17 protein-coding genes are annotated in these 15,440 nt (G+C 38.7%); 10 read left to right on the top strand and 7 right to left on the bottom strand.

Going from position 1 to position 15,440, the window contains the following annotated elements; genetic code table 11:
• Positions 1-360 precede the first annotated feature (360 nt).
• On the top strand, positions 361-1,005 hold the full coding sequence (locus tag IA57_RS01445) for a M15 family metallopeptidase (protein ID WP_308418508.1): 645 nt from the start codon (positions 361-363) through the stop codon (positions 1,003-1,005).
• Here the strand turns inward: IA57_RS01445 and IA57_RS01440 are convergent.
• Positions 1,002-2,726 carry a M14 family metallopeptidase gene (locus IA57_RS01440; protein WP_051880950.1) on the bottom strand — a complete coding sequence of 575 codons (1,725 nt, stop codon included), beginning with the start codon at positions 2,724-2,726 and terminating at the stop codon, positions 1,002-1,004. The two genes, IA57_RS01445 and IA57_RS01440, sit on opposite strands and share 4 nt — an antisense overlap.
• 111 nt (positions 2,727-2,837) lie before the next feature.
• Here IA57_RS01440 and IA57_RS01435 point away from each other — a divergent pair, with 111 nt between their 5' ends.
• Positions 2,838-4,460 carry a SulP family inorganic anion transporter gene (locus IA57_RS01435; RefSeq protein ID WP_036118296.1) on the top strand — a complete coding sequence of 541 codons (1,623 nt, stop codon included), beginning with the start codon at positions 2,838-2,840 and terminating at the stop codon, positions 4,458-4,460.
• Here IA57_RS01435 and coaD read toward each other — a convergent pair whose 3' ends face one another.
• Positions 4,461-4,916, bottom strand: a complete 456-nt coding sequence (gene coaD / locus IA57_RS01430) for a pantetheine-phosphate adenylyltransferase (RefSeq protein WP_036118293.1) — start codon at positions 4,914-4,916, stop codon at positions 4,461-4,463. It lies immediately after the preceding gene.
• 90 nt (positions 4,917-5,006) lie between these two features.
• Entirely contained in the window at positions 5,007-5,981 is a 975-nt protein-coding gene (locus IA57_RS01425) for a D-alanine--D-alanine ligase (RefSeq protein ID WP_036118290.1), read from the bottom strand.
• 150 nt (positions 5,982-6,131) lie between these two features.
• Between IA57_RS01425 and IA57_RS01420 the strand changes: the two genes are divergently transcribed.
• The 6 genes from IA57_RS01420 to yaaA all read left to right on the top strand — a co-directional run bounded on the left by IA57_RS01420 (position 6,132) and on the right by yaaA (position 11,750).
• Positions 6,132-6,689 (top strand): PASTA domain-containing protein, encoded by a 558-nt coding sequence (locus IA57_RS01420; protein ID WP_036118288.1) that lies wholly within the window; start codon positions 6,132-6,134, stop codon positions 6,687-6,689.
• Positions 6,690-6,696: 7 nt separating this feature from the next.
• A complete protein-coding gene (locus IA57_RS01415) occupies positions 6,697-7,734 on the top strand; it encodes an RluA family pseudouridine synthase (protein WP_036118707.1) in 1,038 nt (345 codons plus the stop codon).
• A gap of 46 nt (positions 7,735-7,780) precedes the next feature.
• A complete protein-coding gene (locus IA57_RS01410) occupies positions 7,781-8,053 on the top strand; it encodes a hypothetical protein (protein WP_036118285.1) in 273 nt (90 codons plus the stop codon).
• 13 nt (positions 8,054-8,066) lie between these two features.
• Positions 8,067-10,136 (top strand): glycosyltransferase family 9 protein, encoded by a 2,070-nt coding sequence (locus IA57_RS01405; RefSeq protein WP_036118283.1) that lies wholly within the window; start codon positions 8,067-8,069, stop codon positions 10,134-10,136.
• Between the two features lie 11 nt (positions 10,137-10,147).
• Positions 10,148-10,897: a glycosyltransferase family 2 protein gene (locus tag IA57_RS01400; protein WP_051880939.1), complete on the top strand. Its 750-nt coding sequence runs from the start codon at positions 10,148-10,150 to the stop codon at positions 10,895-10,897.
• Positions 10,898-10,991: 94 nt separating this feature from the next.
• On the top strand, positions 10,992-11,750 hold the full coding sequence (gene yaaA, locus IA57_RS01395) for a peroxide stress protein YaaA (RefSeq protein ID WP_036118280.1): 759 nt from the start codon (positions 10,992-10,994) through the stop codon (positions 11,748-11,750).
• Here yaaA and IA57_RS12445 read toward each other — a convergent pair whose 3' ends face one another.
• The gene (locus IA57_RS12445; protein ID WP_084176698.1) at positions 11,751-11,879 is read right to left on the bottom strand and encodes a 30S ribosomal protein THX; all 129 of its coding nucleotides are present in this window, start codon (positions 11,877-11,879) and stop codon (positions 11,751-11,753) included. It lies immediately after the preceding gene.
• A 64-nt stretch (positions 11,880-11,943) separates the two neighbouring features.
• On the opposite strand from IA57_RS12445, the gene IA57_RS01390 reads away from it, so the two are divergent.
• Positions 11,944-12,606: a uracil-DNA glycosylase family protein gene (locus IA57_RS01390; RefSeq protein ID WP_036118277.1), complete on the top strand. Its 663-nt coding sequence runs from the start codon at positions 11,944-11,946 to the stop codon at positions 12,604-12,606.
• Here IA57_RS01390 and IA57_RS01385 read toward each other — a convergent pair.
• The 3 genes from IA57_RS01385 to IA57_RS01375 form a co-directional block, all read right to left on the bottom strand.
• Positions 12,599-12,955 carry a DoxX family protein gene (locus IA57_RS01385; protein WP_036118275.1) on the bottom strand — a complete coding sequence of 119 codons (357 nt, stop codon included), beginning with the start codon at positions 12,953-12,955 and terminating at the stop codon, positions 12,599-12,601. The two genes, IA57_RS01390 and IA57_RS01385, sit on opposite strands and share 8 nt — an antisense overlap.
• Entirely contained in the window at positions 12,948-13,931 is a 984-nt protein-coding gene (locus IA57_RS01380) for a peptidase associated/transthyretin-like domain-containing protein (protein ID WP_036118273.1), read from the bottom strand. Before IA57_RS01380 ends, IA57_RS01385 begins: the two co-directional genes overlap by 8 nt.
• 61 nt (positions 13,932-13,992) lie before the next feature.
• Positions 13,993-14,469 (bottom strand): nucleoside deaminase, encoded by a 477-nt coding sequence (locus tag IA57_RS01375; protein ID WP_373283069.1) that lies wholly within the window; start codon positions 14,467-14,469, stop codon positions 13,993-13,995.
• Between the two features lie 203 nt (positions 14,470-14,672).
• On the opposite strand from IA57_RS01375, the gene IA57_RS01370 reads away from it, so the two are divergent.
• Positions 14,673-15,437, top strand: coding sequence for a ParA family protein (locus IA57_RS01370; protein WP_036118271.1), 765 nt, complete (start codon positions 14,673-14,675; stop codon positions 15,435-15,437).
• Positions 15,438-15,440 lie beyond the last annotated feature (3 nt).

Genomic DNA, 15,440 nt, shown 5'->3' with positions numbered 1-15,440 from the left:
TGCATTTCATCGATAAAATGAAATATTTCACCTTCAAATGTTAAAAAAAAGTGCATTTCATCGAAATATAATGCCTTTAAACGTTAATTATTGAATTTAATTTTACATTTGAAGTGTACTAAAATTTTACTTTTTAGTTCAATGGATTAATTAATTAATATTTGCATTGTGTTGTTGATACTAGAGACCCTAAATCTAACTACATATAGAAAGATGCAAATGATACAAAAACCGAGGTTGAGGGACCTCGGTTTTTTTGTTTTATATGAGCCGTAAAAAAGTAGAAGTTGGGAATAAACTTTTCCTTATAATTAAAACAGTTTATCTTGCACTATTATGAGATTTAAGTTGCTACTATCAATGCTTTTAGTTGCTTTTTTAGGAAAACAAGACACGCTTCCTGAAGGGTTTGTTTATGCAAAAACCATAATTCCAGATTTAGAAGTCGAGTTGCGTTATTATTCGGTGAATAATTTTGTGGGAGATACCATAGCGGGCTACCATGCCAATACCCTTATTTTAACACAAAAAACGGTACAGGCATTAAAGCTTGTGCAGCAAGAGTTACAGGAGCAAAATTTATGTTTAAAGGTATTTGACGGTTACCGGCCACAGCGAGCTGTAAATCATTTTATGGCTTGGGCAAAGGATTTAAACGATACCATAAACAAGCAGCAATTTTACCCAGAGGTACAAAAACAGCACTTATTTCGTGAGGAGTACATAGCAACGCGATCTGGGCACAGTAGAGGGAGTACGGTAGATTTAACCATAATAGATGGCAATACTGGTGAAGATTTGGATATGGGCAGCCCATACGATTTCTTTGGAAAACCATCTTGGGTACATTACGAAAAGCTTACTCCCGAACAACAGCAAAATAGGCAGTTACTACAACGGTTAATGCTAAAGCATGGCTTTAGAAATTACACTAGGGAATGGTGGCATTTTACGCTTAAGGACGAACCGTTTCCTAAAACATATTTCGATTTTGAAATCCGTTAATTAATCCGGTAAATGGGATATTGCATGTGGGCTTTTTCGTAGTTGTTACTTTGCTTAAATAGCCAATCTAATTGGGCGTACCAATTGTTGGAAAAACTGGAGTCCGATTGTTTTTTGGCTTCAAACTGTTGTTTTAGCTTGGGATTGTTTTGTAATAAGATCTCGGCTTTATCTTCCCACACATAAGGCGAAAACCCTTCTTTTTGTTGAAGAATGGTATCGAAAAAATTCCAATTGAAAAATGAGTCTGGAGCTTGTGGTTCTAAGGTTTCCAACAAGTAGCGCACAGCAGGCTGTAGGGTACTTACCAATACATCTCCCCGTTTAAAGGTTATGTTTTTTTCTTCAGAGATAACTTTCGTATCGTAATGTTGATAATGCCCTTCGTAAGGCGTGTTTCTGGTTTTAAAATCGGAAATCCTATACGCTTCTACCGTTAGGGTGGTATCGGCTTTTAGAGACGTTGTACTTACTTGGTTAATCTTTAACAAGTTTAAAACAGTATACCAGCCTTGCGGGATAATATAAGCTTTTGGAATGGTGGTTTCTACATGGGGTTTGTAGTAATTATAATAGTTTGTTTTTTTTGTAAAAGGTCGGTCTCGGTTGTATTTTAAACGTTTCTTACCGGTTACTTTGCTGTTTACAAACGTCCCTTCATACCCTTTAAAGTTTAGTGTTGTGGTTTGGGTGCTGTCAATTTTCCAATCTAGGGTATAAGGCGTCCCGGGCATGTAGTCTGTTATGGCGTCTTTTTTATATTGTTTGATGTTGGTGTGCTCGTTTTCAATAATATCAATTACGGCTGTCATAAAATCGTATGTGCCTTCTACACGTTGTTTATAAGGTTTAAGCATGTGGGTTTCAACCATTATGCCTAAGGTGTTCCATAGAGTAGTGTAGCCGGTGGAGTACCTGGGGTAATCCATAAATTGGGTAAAGCCGTTTTCTGGCAACTGATTAAACACGTTTACATAAGGTGTGATGTCCCAGTTTTTTTGTTTTAGTTTGGCTTGTAGCTCGGGCATTAAAAAAAGGTGAAGGTAATGGCCCAACTTACCGCCTAATTTATTGTGTTGCGTAAACAGGTGTGTTAAGGTATATTGGTAATCGGCACCGTTGCTTACATGATTGTCTATAAAAACATCTGGCTTCACTAAATGAAAAATTTCTGCAAACGCCTTAGCATTTTTGGTATCACTTTTTATAAAGTCCCTATTTAAGTCGTAATTTCTGGCGTTTCCTCTAAAACCATACGTTTTAGGACCGTTTTGGTTTGCCCTTGTAGTACTGTTTCTATTTAGACTGCCTCCTATGTTGTAAATAGGAATGGTAACGAGAACGGTATTTTTAAGTGCAGGTCGTTTTTTCGTGGCAAAATCACGAAAAAGCATCATAGTCGCATCAATTCCATCAGATTCACCAGGATGAATGCCATTGTTAATTAATAGGGTAGTTTTGGTTTTGTTAAGTATGGAAAAATCGAAAGTCTTATCGGGGTTAAAAACAACAACATGTAACGGCAATCCCGAGTCGGTTTCTCCCATGCTATAAATCTGAATTTCAGGATGTTTTTCAGAAAGTTGGGTGTAGTATGCTATGGTTTGGTGGTAGGTTGCTGTTTCAAGCCCTTGGCTTTTTTCAAAAACAGTGGTAAATTCTTGGGCTTGCAAAAACGCAGGAAACAACAATAGGGCAATAGCAATAAGCGAAAAGGGCATTTTCATGAATGTTATTTTTGGTAATCAAACATAATCAATTTATAACAATACATACTTGCACTTAAGGATATTAACAGTATTTTTGCGCCTTCCAAAAAAAACAATTTCATTATGGCAAGCTTTATAATAAAACGTACCGCAAATGTAAAAAACGATGTTTTAAGTGGTATTACCGTTGCTTTGGCACTGGTGCCAGAAGCGGTAGCGTTTGCTTTTGTTGCAGGGGTAGATCCGTTAGTGGGGCTTTATGCAGCTTTTATGATTGGCTTAATCACAGCTGTTTTTGGAGGCCGCCCGGGCATGATTAGCGGTGCTACGGGAGCTTTGGCTGTGGTTATGGTAAGCTTGGTAGCAGAAGGCAATGCTATGGGGGCAGAAAGTGAAAACTTAGGCCTGTACTATTTATTTGCCACAGTTATTTTAATGGGTATTATTCAAATGCTGGCAGGTGTTTTTAAGCTGGGCAAGTTTGTTAGGTTAATACCACACCCTGTAATGATGGGGTTTGTAAACGGATTGGCCATTGTAATCTTTTTATCCCAATTGGGCATGTTTAAGGAAGTGGTAAATAACGAAGTTGTCTGGATGCAAGGCCCTAGACTATGGATTATGATTGCTCTTGTTGCATTAACCATGGGAATTATGTACGGACTGCCTAAGTTAAACAAAAAATTACCCGAAGCCTTAATTGCCATTTTGGTGGTTTCTGCCATTGTGATTTTTGGTGGATTAGAAGCGGCTACAGTTGGAAGCTTTATTAGAGATGGTGGAGGCGAAGGCCTAAAAGGCGGCTTACCTATTTTTCAAGCAGATATTTTTACAAAAGTACCCATGACTTGGGAAACCCTTAAGTTTATTGGGCCTTACGCTCTTATTCTAGCCGCTATTGGGCTGATAGAGTCTTTAATGACGCTTAACCTAATAGATGAACTAACCGAAACCAGAGGAAATACCAACAGAGAGTGTTTGGCACAAGGAGGCGCAAACATTGTAACAGGATTGTTTGGTGGTATGGGGGGGTGCGCCATGATTGGACAGTCTATTATTAACATTAAAGCTGGAGGTAGAACGCGTTTATCTGGAATAGTTGCCGCACTGGGGCTGTTGTTTTTTATTCTATTCGCTTCTGGTTTAATAGAACAAGTGCCAATTGCAGCACTTGTTGGGGTAATGTTTATGGTTGTTATAGGTACGTTTGCATGGAGTAGTTTTAGAATAGTAAACAAAATACCGCGTAGTGATTTGTTTGTGCTTGTACTGGTATCTGGATTAACAGTAATTTTCGATTTGGCTGTTGCCGTAATTGCAGGGGTAATTATAAGTGCTTTAGTATTTGCATGGGAAAATGCAAAGCGTATTCGCGCTAGAAAACGATTTAAAACCGATGGTACTAAAGTTTACGAAATTTGGGGACCTTTGTTTTTTGGGTCGGTAAAAGCCTTTAATGAAAAATTTGATGTAAAACAGGATCCCGATAAGGTTGAAATAGATTTTATAGAGTCTAGAGTAAGCGATCATTCTGCTTTAGAAGCCATTTTTAACTTGGTAGAAAAGTACGAGGCCGTAGGGAAAAAGATTACATTAAAACACTTAAGCGAAGATTGTAAAGTATTGCTTTATAAGGCAAGTCCAAAGTTTAAGGATGTTATTGAAGAGGCTATCGATGACCCGCGATACCATTTGGCCGAAAACCCAGAAGCGTTTCCAAAGCCCTTGTCAGAGTACAAATTTTAATTATTCTACAACAACGCTTTGGGGTACAAGCTTGCGGTAATCGCCGTGGTTTCTTATTACATCGCGCACAATAGAAGATGAAATAAACGAGGTTTTTGCAGCCGTTAGCAAAAAGACGGTTTCTATTTTAGAGAGCTTTCTGTTGGTATGGGCAATGGCCTTTTCAAACTCAAAATCGGCTGGATTTCTCAGGCCCCTTAAAATAAATTGCGCATCAATTTCTTTACAGAAATCAACAGTAAGCCCTTCATAGGTAACCACTTTTACTTTGTGTTCGTCTTTAAAAGAAGCTTCAATAAATTGTTTTCGTTCCTCAAGCGAGAACATGTACTTTTTATCGGCATTAACCCCAATGGCCACAACAATTTCATCAAAAAGCTTTACGCCGCGTTTAATAATGTCGTAATGCCCTAGCGTTATGGGGTCGAAGGATCCTGGAAAAATAGCTCGTCTCATAATAACATTTTGAAAAAACGAAAATGGTGTTTATAAGTCAAATATACTTATATAATTAATCAATACCTATTTTTAAGCTGGGGGCTGTTTTTACTTTAATGCCTCGGTAATGGCATTGTCAAAAAGGGCGCTTAACGAAATTCCTGCTGCGGCGGCCTGTTGGGGCAAAATACTTTCTGCGGTAAGCCCGGGAACGGTATTAACCTCTAAGAGGTAAGGTTCGCCATTTTTAAAGATAAACTCGCTTCTTGAAAAGCCTTGCATTTTTAAGACTTCGTATATTTTTTTGGCCGTATCACTTACTTTCTTAGCCATATCTGGGCTAATGCGTGCGGGTGTAATTTCTTGCGATTCGCCAAGGTATTTCGCTTTGTAATCGAAAAAATCGTTGTCGCTTACAATTTCGGTAATGGGCAATACGGTTGTGGTTCCTTTATAAGAAATAACCCCCACAGAAACTTCTGTACCATCGAGAAAGGCCTCGATAATAATTTCGTCGTCTTCCTTAAAAGCAACATCTATGGCTGCTTGTATGTCTTCTTTTTTATAAACCTTGCTAATTCCAAAACTGCTACCGGCTTTATTGGCTTTTACAAAGCAGGGCAGCCCAACTTTACTAACAATATCGTCTTCATTAACCACATCGTTCAGGTTTAAAAAGTACGATTCGGCCGATTTTATACCGTAAGGTTTTAAGGTGCTTAGGCAATCACGCTTGTTAAAGGTTAACGCCGCTTGGTACATGCCACAACTTGTATGCGGGATATTAAGCAGTTTTAAATAGCCTTGTATATGGCCGTCCTCGCCAGGCGTACCATGAATGGCATTAAACACGCAGTGGAATGTTATTTTTTGGTCGTGGACTATAACGGAAAAATCATTTTTATCTACAGGAAACTCAACCCCATCATCGTTAACATAAACCCATTTGTGCTTTAGAATATGAATGCGGTATAGGTTGTATTTTTCTGGGCTTAAAGCACGGTAAACCACATTACCGCTTTTTAAGGATATTTCAAACTCACTGGAATACCCGCCCATAATAATGGCGATGTTTTTTTTCATTTTTAATGCCTAATGTAGTAGGTGACTTTTTATAATAATCCAAAAACGGTCGGCCTGCCGTAATTAAAATTCATTAAGCTAAAATATCACATAATAACCAAAAGAAAAAACAGTTCTGTTTTTATATATTTGTTTGATAAATAAAATTTCATGAGCCTTATAAAGTTTGTAACGAGCAAGACCTTTTTAAAACAAATCGCATTGGCCGTAGTAGGCCTGGTGGTGTTGTGTTTTTTACTTTTGAAGTGGTTAAACGTTTCCACAAATCACAACACGTTTGAAACCGTACCCGATTTAACAGGTAAATCTGTAGATGTAGCCAAAATTGAACTAACAGAAAACAATTTGGTTATGGAAATACAGGATTCTGCCAACTACAATCCCGATTACCCTAAATTTGCCGTAATCGATCAAGATCCCGTAGCAGGGAAAAAGGTTAAAGAGGACAGAAAAATATACCTAACATTAAACCCCTCTGGCTACCGAAAGGTAAACGTACCAGACTTGGTAGGAAAAACCTTTAGGCAGGCCAAACCAACACTAGAGGCTTTAGGGTTTAAAGTAGGCCAAACAACCTATGTAGACTACTTAGGAAAAGACGAAGTTGTAAAAGCAACTTTTAAAGGAGCTCCCTTAAAAATAGGCGACAAACTGCCCAAAACATCAAAAATAGACTTGGTTTTAGGTAATGGAAACCGACCAGAATAAGAACAACATGATTGAAGAAAACCAAGACGACATAGAGCGAAACGACGATGACCTCTATGAGCATTATTCCTTTGTGGCCGAAAAAGGCCAACAACCCCTCCGTATTGATAAATATTTAATGAATTTTATTGAAAATGCAACCCGAAATAAAATTCAGTCTGCTGCCAAAAACGGAAATATTCATGTTAATGGCACGGTAGTAAAGCAAAATTATAAGGTAAAACCTTTCGATAAAATCCAGGTGCTTTTCGAGCATCCGCCTTTCGAGTATTTACTTACTCCAGAAAACATTCCCTTAGATATTGTTTACGAAGACGATGAGGTTTTGGTGGTTAACAAACCTGCGGGCATGGTGGTGCATCCCGGGCATGGCAATTACTCGGGCACCTTAATAAACGCTCTAATCTATCATTTTGAAAACCTACCCAATAACTCTAGCGATCGCCCCGGGCTGGTACATCGTATAGATAAAGATACCAGTGGGCTTTTGGTTGTTGCCAAAACAGAAACGGCTATGGCACATTTAACCAAGCAGTTTTTTAATAAAACCAGCGAGCGTGAGTATGTTGCCATAGTTTGGGGTAATGTAGAAGAAGACCAAGGCACCATAGAAGGTAATATAGGAAGACACCCTAAAAACCGCTTGCAAAATACCGTTTTTGAGGGCGACGAAGCCAGTAAAGGAAAACCCGCAGTAACGCATTACAGCGTTTTGGAGCGTCTGGGCTATGTTACCCTGGTAACCTGCAAACTAGAAACAGGAAGAACACACCAAATTCGTGTTCATATGAAACACATTGGGCATACTTTATTTAACGACGAACGTTATGGCGGAGAAAAAATATTGAAGGGAACAACCTTTACAAAATACAAACAGTTTGTAGAAAACTGTTTTAAAATCTTGCCAAGACAAGCGCTTCACGCCAAAACGTTAGGGTTCGAACACCCCAAAACAGGCAAATGGCTTAGTTTTACAACAGAACTGCCAGAAGATATGGTGCAATGTATAACCAAGTGGCGTAATTATGCAAAGCATATAGAATGATTAAAAAAAATGTGTATCTTTATAAGAGAAGTAAAAACGTTTAATTATGAACAGGAGGGATTTTCTTAAAAAAACTGGCCAAACCTTGTTAATAACCTCGGCGGCATCATTGGTTGGCGTGTCTTTAGCGTCCTGTAGTAGCGATGACGACGGGTCTTTTTATAATGGCTATTACGACGATAACTATTACAATGATGGCTACTATGACGATGGGTATTATGATGACGAGTACTTTGACGATGGCTATTACGGCGACGGTTACTATGACGATGGTTACTACGATGATGGCTATTACGACGACGGATACTATAATGGTTAGCCTTTTTTAGAAGTTGAATAAAATAATATTCTTACACGATACCGCCCTATCATTAAAAAGAGGGGCCGAACTAACATTAACCCAGCTTATTTCCAAAGGAAATGAATTGGGTTTTTTGGTAACGGTTAATTTGCTCTCAAATTTCGAAACGGTAAAACAAGACATCCAAGAGGCTAGCTTGGTAGTGGTTAGTAGCACATCGAGATGTCGGTTCGAAATAGAGCTGCTACAGTATGTAATTAACAGTGGTAAAGCTTACGTAAAGCTAGAGTACGATTATAATTTTTGTGTGCGCAGAAGCGTACTATGCCTAAGTGAAAAACATATTAAAAACTGTTGTAACAATACAAAGTTTCACCTGTACAGGAATGTGTTTGCAGGAGCTAGGCTAAACGTGTTTCAATCGCCAAAGCATTACGAATATCACAAAGATTTTTTTGGAGCAGCCATAGGCGATTACCTCATTATGCCGCCAACGGTAGATGTTGATAACCTTCAAATTTCAGAAGAAAAACAAGAAGAAATCCCTTTTTTCGGAACGCTTAATTACCTTAAAGGTGGGTATGAGTTTGTTGCTTATGCTTTAGATCATCCGGAAAAACAATTTGTTGTTTACGGCGAAAACAGATTGCAACGCGAAATTCCTAGCAACATCACCTTTAAACCGCCTGTAGAGAACAAAGACGTTTTACGCATACTAGGCAAAACAAAAACCATTATAATAAAACCTGTGTGGCCCGAGCCTTCTGGGCGGTTAGCGGCAGAAGCCTTTTTGTCTGGATGCGAACTTATAACCAACAATAGGGTAGGCACTTGGTCTTTCAACTTTTATCCAGACCATAAAGACACCGCCATTGCAGAAATAAAAAACACCATCCCGCAGTTTTGGCAAGCAATAACTACAATTTTAAACCAGCATACTGCTCACATACCAGATAAAAATTTGGGACGTGTTTTGGTGAAAAAAGCTTATGGTGGGTTAGGGGATATCTTTTTTACCATTCCAGCGGTTTATAAATTAAGGCCTGTTAGTAAAAAAGTAACCTACGCTTTTGCGCCTAGACTAGTAAACTTTTTTAAAACCCATTTAAAGGATGTCGAGGTAATAAGCACCGAAGATATTAAAGCAGACCAATACGACAATGTAATAGAATTAGGAAACCACCCGAAGTTTAATTACGACGTCAATCAAATAGCTTACATAACCGGAAAAAAAGTAAAGCAACATTCCATTAGGCACTATATTGATGGGGTGGCACGTTTGCACCCAGACATCGATAATGCTTATTCTGGTTATCCGTATTTTAAAAGAACACCCCACTTAGAACAAAAGTATTATACCATACACCCTGGGGCAGGCTTTATTTTAAAGGCATGGCCAATGGCCCATTTTGTTGGGTTAATAAAGCAAATTCACAGCTATTACCCAGACCTAGGCATAAAAGTAATACAAGGACCTAAAGACCCAGATATTACGCCTTATCTAGACAAAACCTTAAATGTTGACATTGTAGATGGCGGCATAGAAGCGGTTGCCGAAGCCATATCTGGCGCCCTGTTTCATATAGGTAACGACTCTGGAATTACCCATTTGGCGGGAGCTTTTAATTGTCCCATTTTAACCATTTATGGGCCAACAGGACCGGGTTCTTGGGGAGCGTATTCAGAACATGTTGAGCTTATTTGGGGAAAGAAAGGAAATTGCGATCTTACCTGCAATTACAATGTTATCATTAATTGTAGCGATAGGGTGTGTCTTAATAGGGTGACACATAAAATGATGTTTTTTAAATTACTAAAGCTGTTGTTGCAGTTAGAAATGCCAGAAACTCAAGTTTGTTATTTTAACCCAGCTTTTAGTTTAACGGTAGAAAGCAAAGGGGCCTATTTGTTTAAAAATCTAGAGCACGAGTATTTGCTGGATTTTACAGATGAAGAAAGCCTTAATTTTTTTCTCGAAAACTTTAATGGCGAAACCATTAATTTAAAGCACATGCCAGAGCAGTTTAAAGAGGTTTTTGAAGCCCTTGTACAACTAGATGTTTTTACCCCGATACCAGAAAGTAAATATCAATTACATTAAACAATCGGGTTGTGAAAGAACAGGCGTTTTTATTGGATTATGTTGTGCACTTTTTTTTAGATCACCCTAAAAAAAATCCCGTTTACGAACTCCTAAAAATATACAACACTTATAACAGCGACCTGCTGAAAAAAATCAGGTTTATTCTTATTGACGACCACTCTGCAACAACGGTTTCCTTACCAGAGGAAATAAACCTGAACATCACCTTGTTTCGGATTAAGGATGATATTATGTGGAACCAAGCCGGCGCCAGAAACTTAGGACTGCACGTTGCCACTGCCCAACGCATTATACTCACCGATTTGGATATTGTTTTCCCCGAAACCCTTTTAGAGCATTTGGTGGACTTTAACATTCCGCCCCATACAATTTATAAGTTTGTGACGTATACAAATTTAAAGCCTACTCGCCCACATGTAAACATTTTTTACTCAACCAAGGATACTTTTATGAAAACCAATGGGGTAGATGAAGAGTTTTCTGGGCATTATGGCGAAGAGGACATCTTTTTTTACCACCATCAAAAAGCTATGGGAACCCGTTTCTTAATTTTTAAACACGCCAATATCGTGCTTAGAGAACATAGAAACACAACCGAAAAACAGCACAACAAGCTTATTAGGGACCGAGAAACCAATTTAAAACTATACCACAAAAAAATGGCCTTGCTAAACACGCTGGAAAATCCCATGGATGTACGAAGTCCTTTGCATTTAAACTTCCATTGGGAAACAGTTGCCATAAAAACCATAAATTAATAAAACTTATACAGCCATAGCTAGAATATGGCCAAATTGTTTGATAAAGCACAATAGGCGTTGTAATTTTACCCTAACATAAAAAAATACGTTTATGAAGCTTGTATTGTCTCCAGCAAAATCTTTGGATTTTGAAACTAAAATACCAACAAAAACCCATACCGATTCGTGTTTTCTAAAAGAAGCCGAACGCTTAAATAAGTTGCTTAAAAAGAAATCTCCGCGAAGCCTAAAAAACCTCATGGGAATTTCAGATAATTTGGCCGAACTAAACTACGAACGCAACCAAGAATGGCACTTACCGTTTACCCAAGCCAATGCCAGACCCGCGGTTTATGCTTTTAATGGCGATGTTTACAGAGGTTTGGATGCCTATACAGTTACCGAGGACAAACTGGAAAAACTTCAACAGACGGTACGCATCATTTCGGGGCTTTACGGCGTTTTAAAACCCTTGGATCTCATGCAGCCTTACCGCCTAGAAATGGGGACTAAGTTTCCCGTAGGAAAGAACAAAAACCTATACGAGTTTTGGAAAAAGAAAATCACTCAAAGTTTAAATAGCGAACTAAAAGACGATGAGGTGTTTTTAAACTTGGCAAGCAACGAATACTTTAAAGCCATAGACGCCAAAGCGCTAAAAGTGCCCGTGATTACAGCTAATTTTAAAGATTTAAAAAACGGGAAATACAAAACCATTATGACCTATGCCAAGCAGGCTAGAGGTTATATGGCACGCTATGTAATTGATAAAAATGCCGAAACCATAGACGATTTAAAAGGGTTTAGCCACGAAGGGTATGCCTATAGCGAAGCCTTGTCCAGTGAAAAAGAACTCGTGTTTACGCGCTAGTTATGTCGCTTTTTTATTAACGTCAATTTTATTTTCCGGACGAGGTTTTTTCTTTATTCGTGGGCGCCTTACACCGTAAGTGCCTCGGTGTATTTTGCCGCGTTTGGTTTTTTTATCGCCTTTTCCCATAGTTGAAAATTTCTAGTTTCCTATAAAATACAAAAACAAAAAGTAAATTCAAAAAAAGTAAACCGTGTTTATACACCAGCATCCGTACCAACCATTTATACCAAAAGACGCATTGAAGTTAATTGTAGGTACCTTGCCACCTCCGCGATTTACAACCGGTAATTTAAAACCAGACGACGTTAATTTTTGTTATGGTAGTCGCGATGGACAGCTGTGGAAGATTTTAAATGAAATTTTTGAATTAGAATTAAAGTTCGAAAATACAGCAGCAGCCATACAAGAAAGAAAGCGTTTTCTAGAAAGGAATAAGATAGGAATTTGCGATATAGTTGAAAAAGCCGAGCGCACTAAAATAGATGCATCGGATTTAGGCATGCAGCATGTAAAACTGCGAAACATGTTGGGCATTCTAAAACAACACCCTACTGTAGAGACCCTGTTGTTTATGGGAGGCAACAGCAAAAATGGCCCGGAATATTTTTTCAGAAAACACATAAAACCTTACGGCGTAAAACTTGAAGAGGTTTGCAACCAAGTCCCAAGAATATACCAATTTTTATTACCTAACAGCTCTAGGGTAATACAAACGGTTTCGTTAACAGCGCCTTCTGGGAGTGCTAACAGAGCTGTTGGCAGCATGGCACTTTACAAGCAATTAAAGCAACGGCATGCCAATTTTAATACCTTAGATTTTAGGGTCATGCAATACAGGCCGTTTTTTAAATAAGATACCAAAGCGCCCAATACATTAGAAGAAATTGTATAGGAATCCTTAAAATCAACAGCCATTTAGGAAAGCCAGCCCCTGCCTTTTTACTGGAAAGCATATAAAAATGAACCAGAAGAAAAACAGTAAGCATGGCCACAAGGCCGTAAATGGCAAGGTTTCTCGTTGTGCTAAAAAAGAGTAAACTGCCTAAAAGAAGTTCAATAGCACCGCTTAAATAAACCAAACTCCTGTGGTTTGGTAAATATCTGGGCATAATTCGCATGTAAACCTTTGGTTTTACAAAATGCATTGCCCCGGCCAAAAGGTACAGCATAGCCATGAGGTAAAAGTGCCAAGGATTACTCATCTTCAAACAGTTTAAAGCTTATACCCATACCATAATTTTTTACACCTTGCCGTATCAAGCTGGAATTAGGGGCACTTGCACGATTAAATTGCACCCATGCGTTGTTGTGGAGAAAAACCCTTTTGGTATACGTTCTGTGTGATGCAATCTCATCGGTAAACGGCAATAGTGGCCTAAAATTGGTTGGAATTTTTACCAGGCCTTGACGCCCTTTTATTTCTTTATACTTTTTGTTGGGCAACAGTTTGCCGTTCTCGTTGGTATAGCCAAGCACTTGAATGGAAATAAAAATACCTGTCTTGGGAATAAAAATATCGTGGCCAGAAACATCTAGGTCGTATTGGTCGCCGTCTTTTTCGGTAACCCTAAACACCACATTTTCGTAAAGTAATGGTTCGCCGGGAGCACCGTTGTTGTTATTATAGAAATTAACCTTAAATAAAGTTGAAAAAGGTTTTTTTTCGGCATTTTTTCGTTTTCTCTTATCCCAATCCTGCGACTCTAAAGCAATAGGAAAATGTACTTGGTTAAGTTGTTTTACGCCCTTGTTACTATTAGGGAAAAATACGGCAATTTCCGACTCTATGGTAGGAAGCCAGCACTTGTAGTAATCGTCGTCTAAATAGGGTTTTAGGGTTTCAACCTCATAGGTCTTATGCTTTACCGAATAAATTACCACTTCGTCTAGCTGGTCTATTTCTTGGGTCATAAGCAGGGTGTCGGCTAGTTTGGTCGTGGCTATGTTTAGGTTTTTATATCCCAACGATGTAATAAAAAGCGAATCGACATCGGCATACATTTTTTTGGTGAAAAGAAACATACCGTCTTCATCGGCAAAAACACCTTGCCCGTTGCCAAAGGAAACCGTTGCATAGGGAACGGCCTCTTTTGTAGCAGCATCTAGAATATAGGTTTGCGCCTGGTGTGCTAGCCCGCTTAACAACAACAAGGGTAAAAGTAAATGCAGTTTTTTCATAGGGGGTAAGATACCAAATTAAAAAACGGCGTCCAAGGTTAGGCACCCGTTTAGATGGTTTTTAGTAGGCCGTTTTGTCTGTTTTTTTGGCCCATTTGTTAAAAACGTCCACCCCTTCTTGCTGCAAAATTTGTTCAAAAGGAATGCGCCTTACGGTTAAGGGTTTGTCCATTTCTTCGTAAATAAATTGGTCGTCAAAATCTATATTGGCAGCATCGTTTTTATTACAGGCATAATATACTTTTTGGGGTCTGGCCCAATAAATAGCGCCCAAGCACATGGGGCAAGGTTCGCAGGAAGTGTATATGGTGCAGTCGTTTAATTGAAAGGTGCCTAAAACTTCGCAGGCTTTTCTAATGGCAACTACTTCGGCGTGGGCGGTTGGGTCGTTTGTCGAGGTAACACAATTGTGGCCTTCGGCAATAATTTTACCGTCTTTAACAACCACACAGCCAAATGGCCCACCGGCATTTTTGTTCATACCTTCTTCGGCCAAGCGAATGGCGCGTATCATGAAAATTTTATCGTTTGGTGTCAATGCAGATACGTTTTAAGTGAATGTTTTTAACAAATATAGGTACTATATCGATAGGGATAAACCTCAGCCTGAAGATTAACTTTTATAGGGAGCTTTGTTGGGCAATGGGTGTTTTTGCTTGGCTCTTTACAACTGTTAACAATTTCCATTTTATAAAGTCGTAAATAATTGTATTTTTACGGGAGAAAAAACCAAATCATTTAATGGGTAAAATTATTGCCATTGCCAACCAAAAAGGTGGTGTAGGAAAGACAACCACCTCAGTTAACCTTGCAGCTTCGTTAGGGGTATTAGAAAAAAAAGTATTGCTTATTGATGCCGATCCGCAGGCCAATGCCACATCGGGTTTAGGAATTGATGTAGAGGAAGTCGCATTGGGAACCTACCAACTGCTGGAGCATACCAATACAGCCAAGGAGGCCATAGTAAAAACAGATTCGCCTAACCTTGATGTGATACCGGCACACATAGATTTAGTGGCCATAGAAATTGAGTTGGTAGATAAGGACCAACGGGAATACATGCTTAAAAAAGCCTTGCAAGAGGTTAAGGACGATTACGATTTCATATTGATAGACTGTGCCCCGTCGTTAGGGCTATTAACCTTAAATGCTTTAACAGCATCAGACTCGGTAATCATTCCTATACAATGCGAATATTTTGCTTTAGAAGGTCTCGGGAAACTGTTAAACACCATAAAAAGCGTGCAAAAAATACATAACGACAAGCTGGATATAGAAGGCATGTTATTAACCATGTACGATTCGCGTTTACGACTATCAAACCAAGTGGTAGAAGAGGTGCAAAAGCATTTTAACGACATGGTTTTTCAAACCATTATACAACGAAATGTTAGGCTAAGTGAAGCCCCAAGTTATGGCGAGAGCATTATTAATTACGATGCCGCCAGTAAAGGGGCTAGTAATTATTTAAGCTTGGCAAAAGAGATTATAAATAAAAACTCCTAAAAT

It is taken from the genome of Mangrovimonas yunxiaonensis (assembly GCF_000733475.1).
Classification (GTDB): Bacteria; Bacteroidota; Bacteroidia; order Flavobacteriales; family Flavobacteriaceae; genus Mangrovimonas; species Mangrovimonas yunxiaonensis.
The sequence above is the reverse complement of the archived record's forward strand: the minus strand, read 5'-3'. Positions and strand labels throughout refer to the sequence as shown.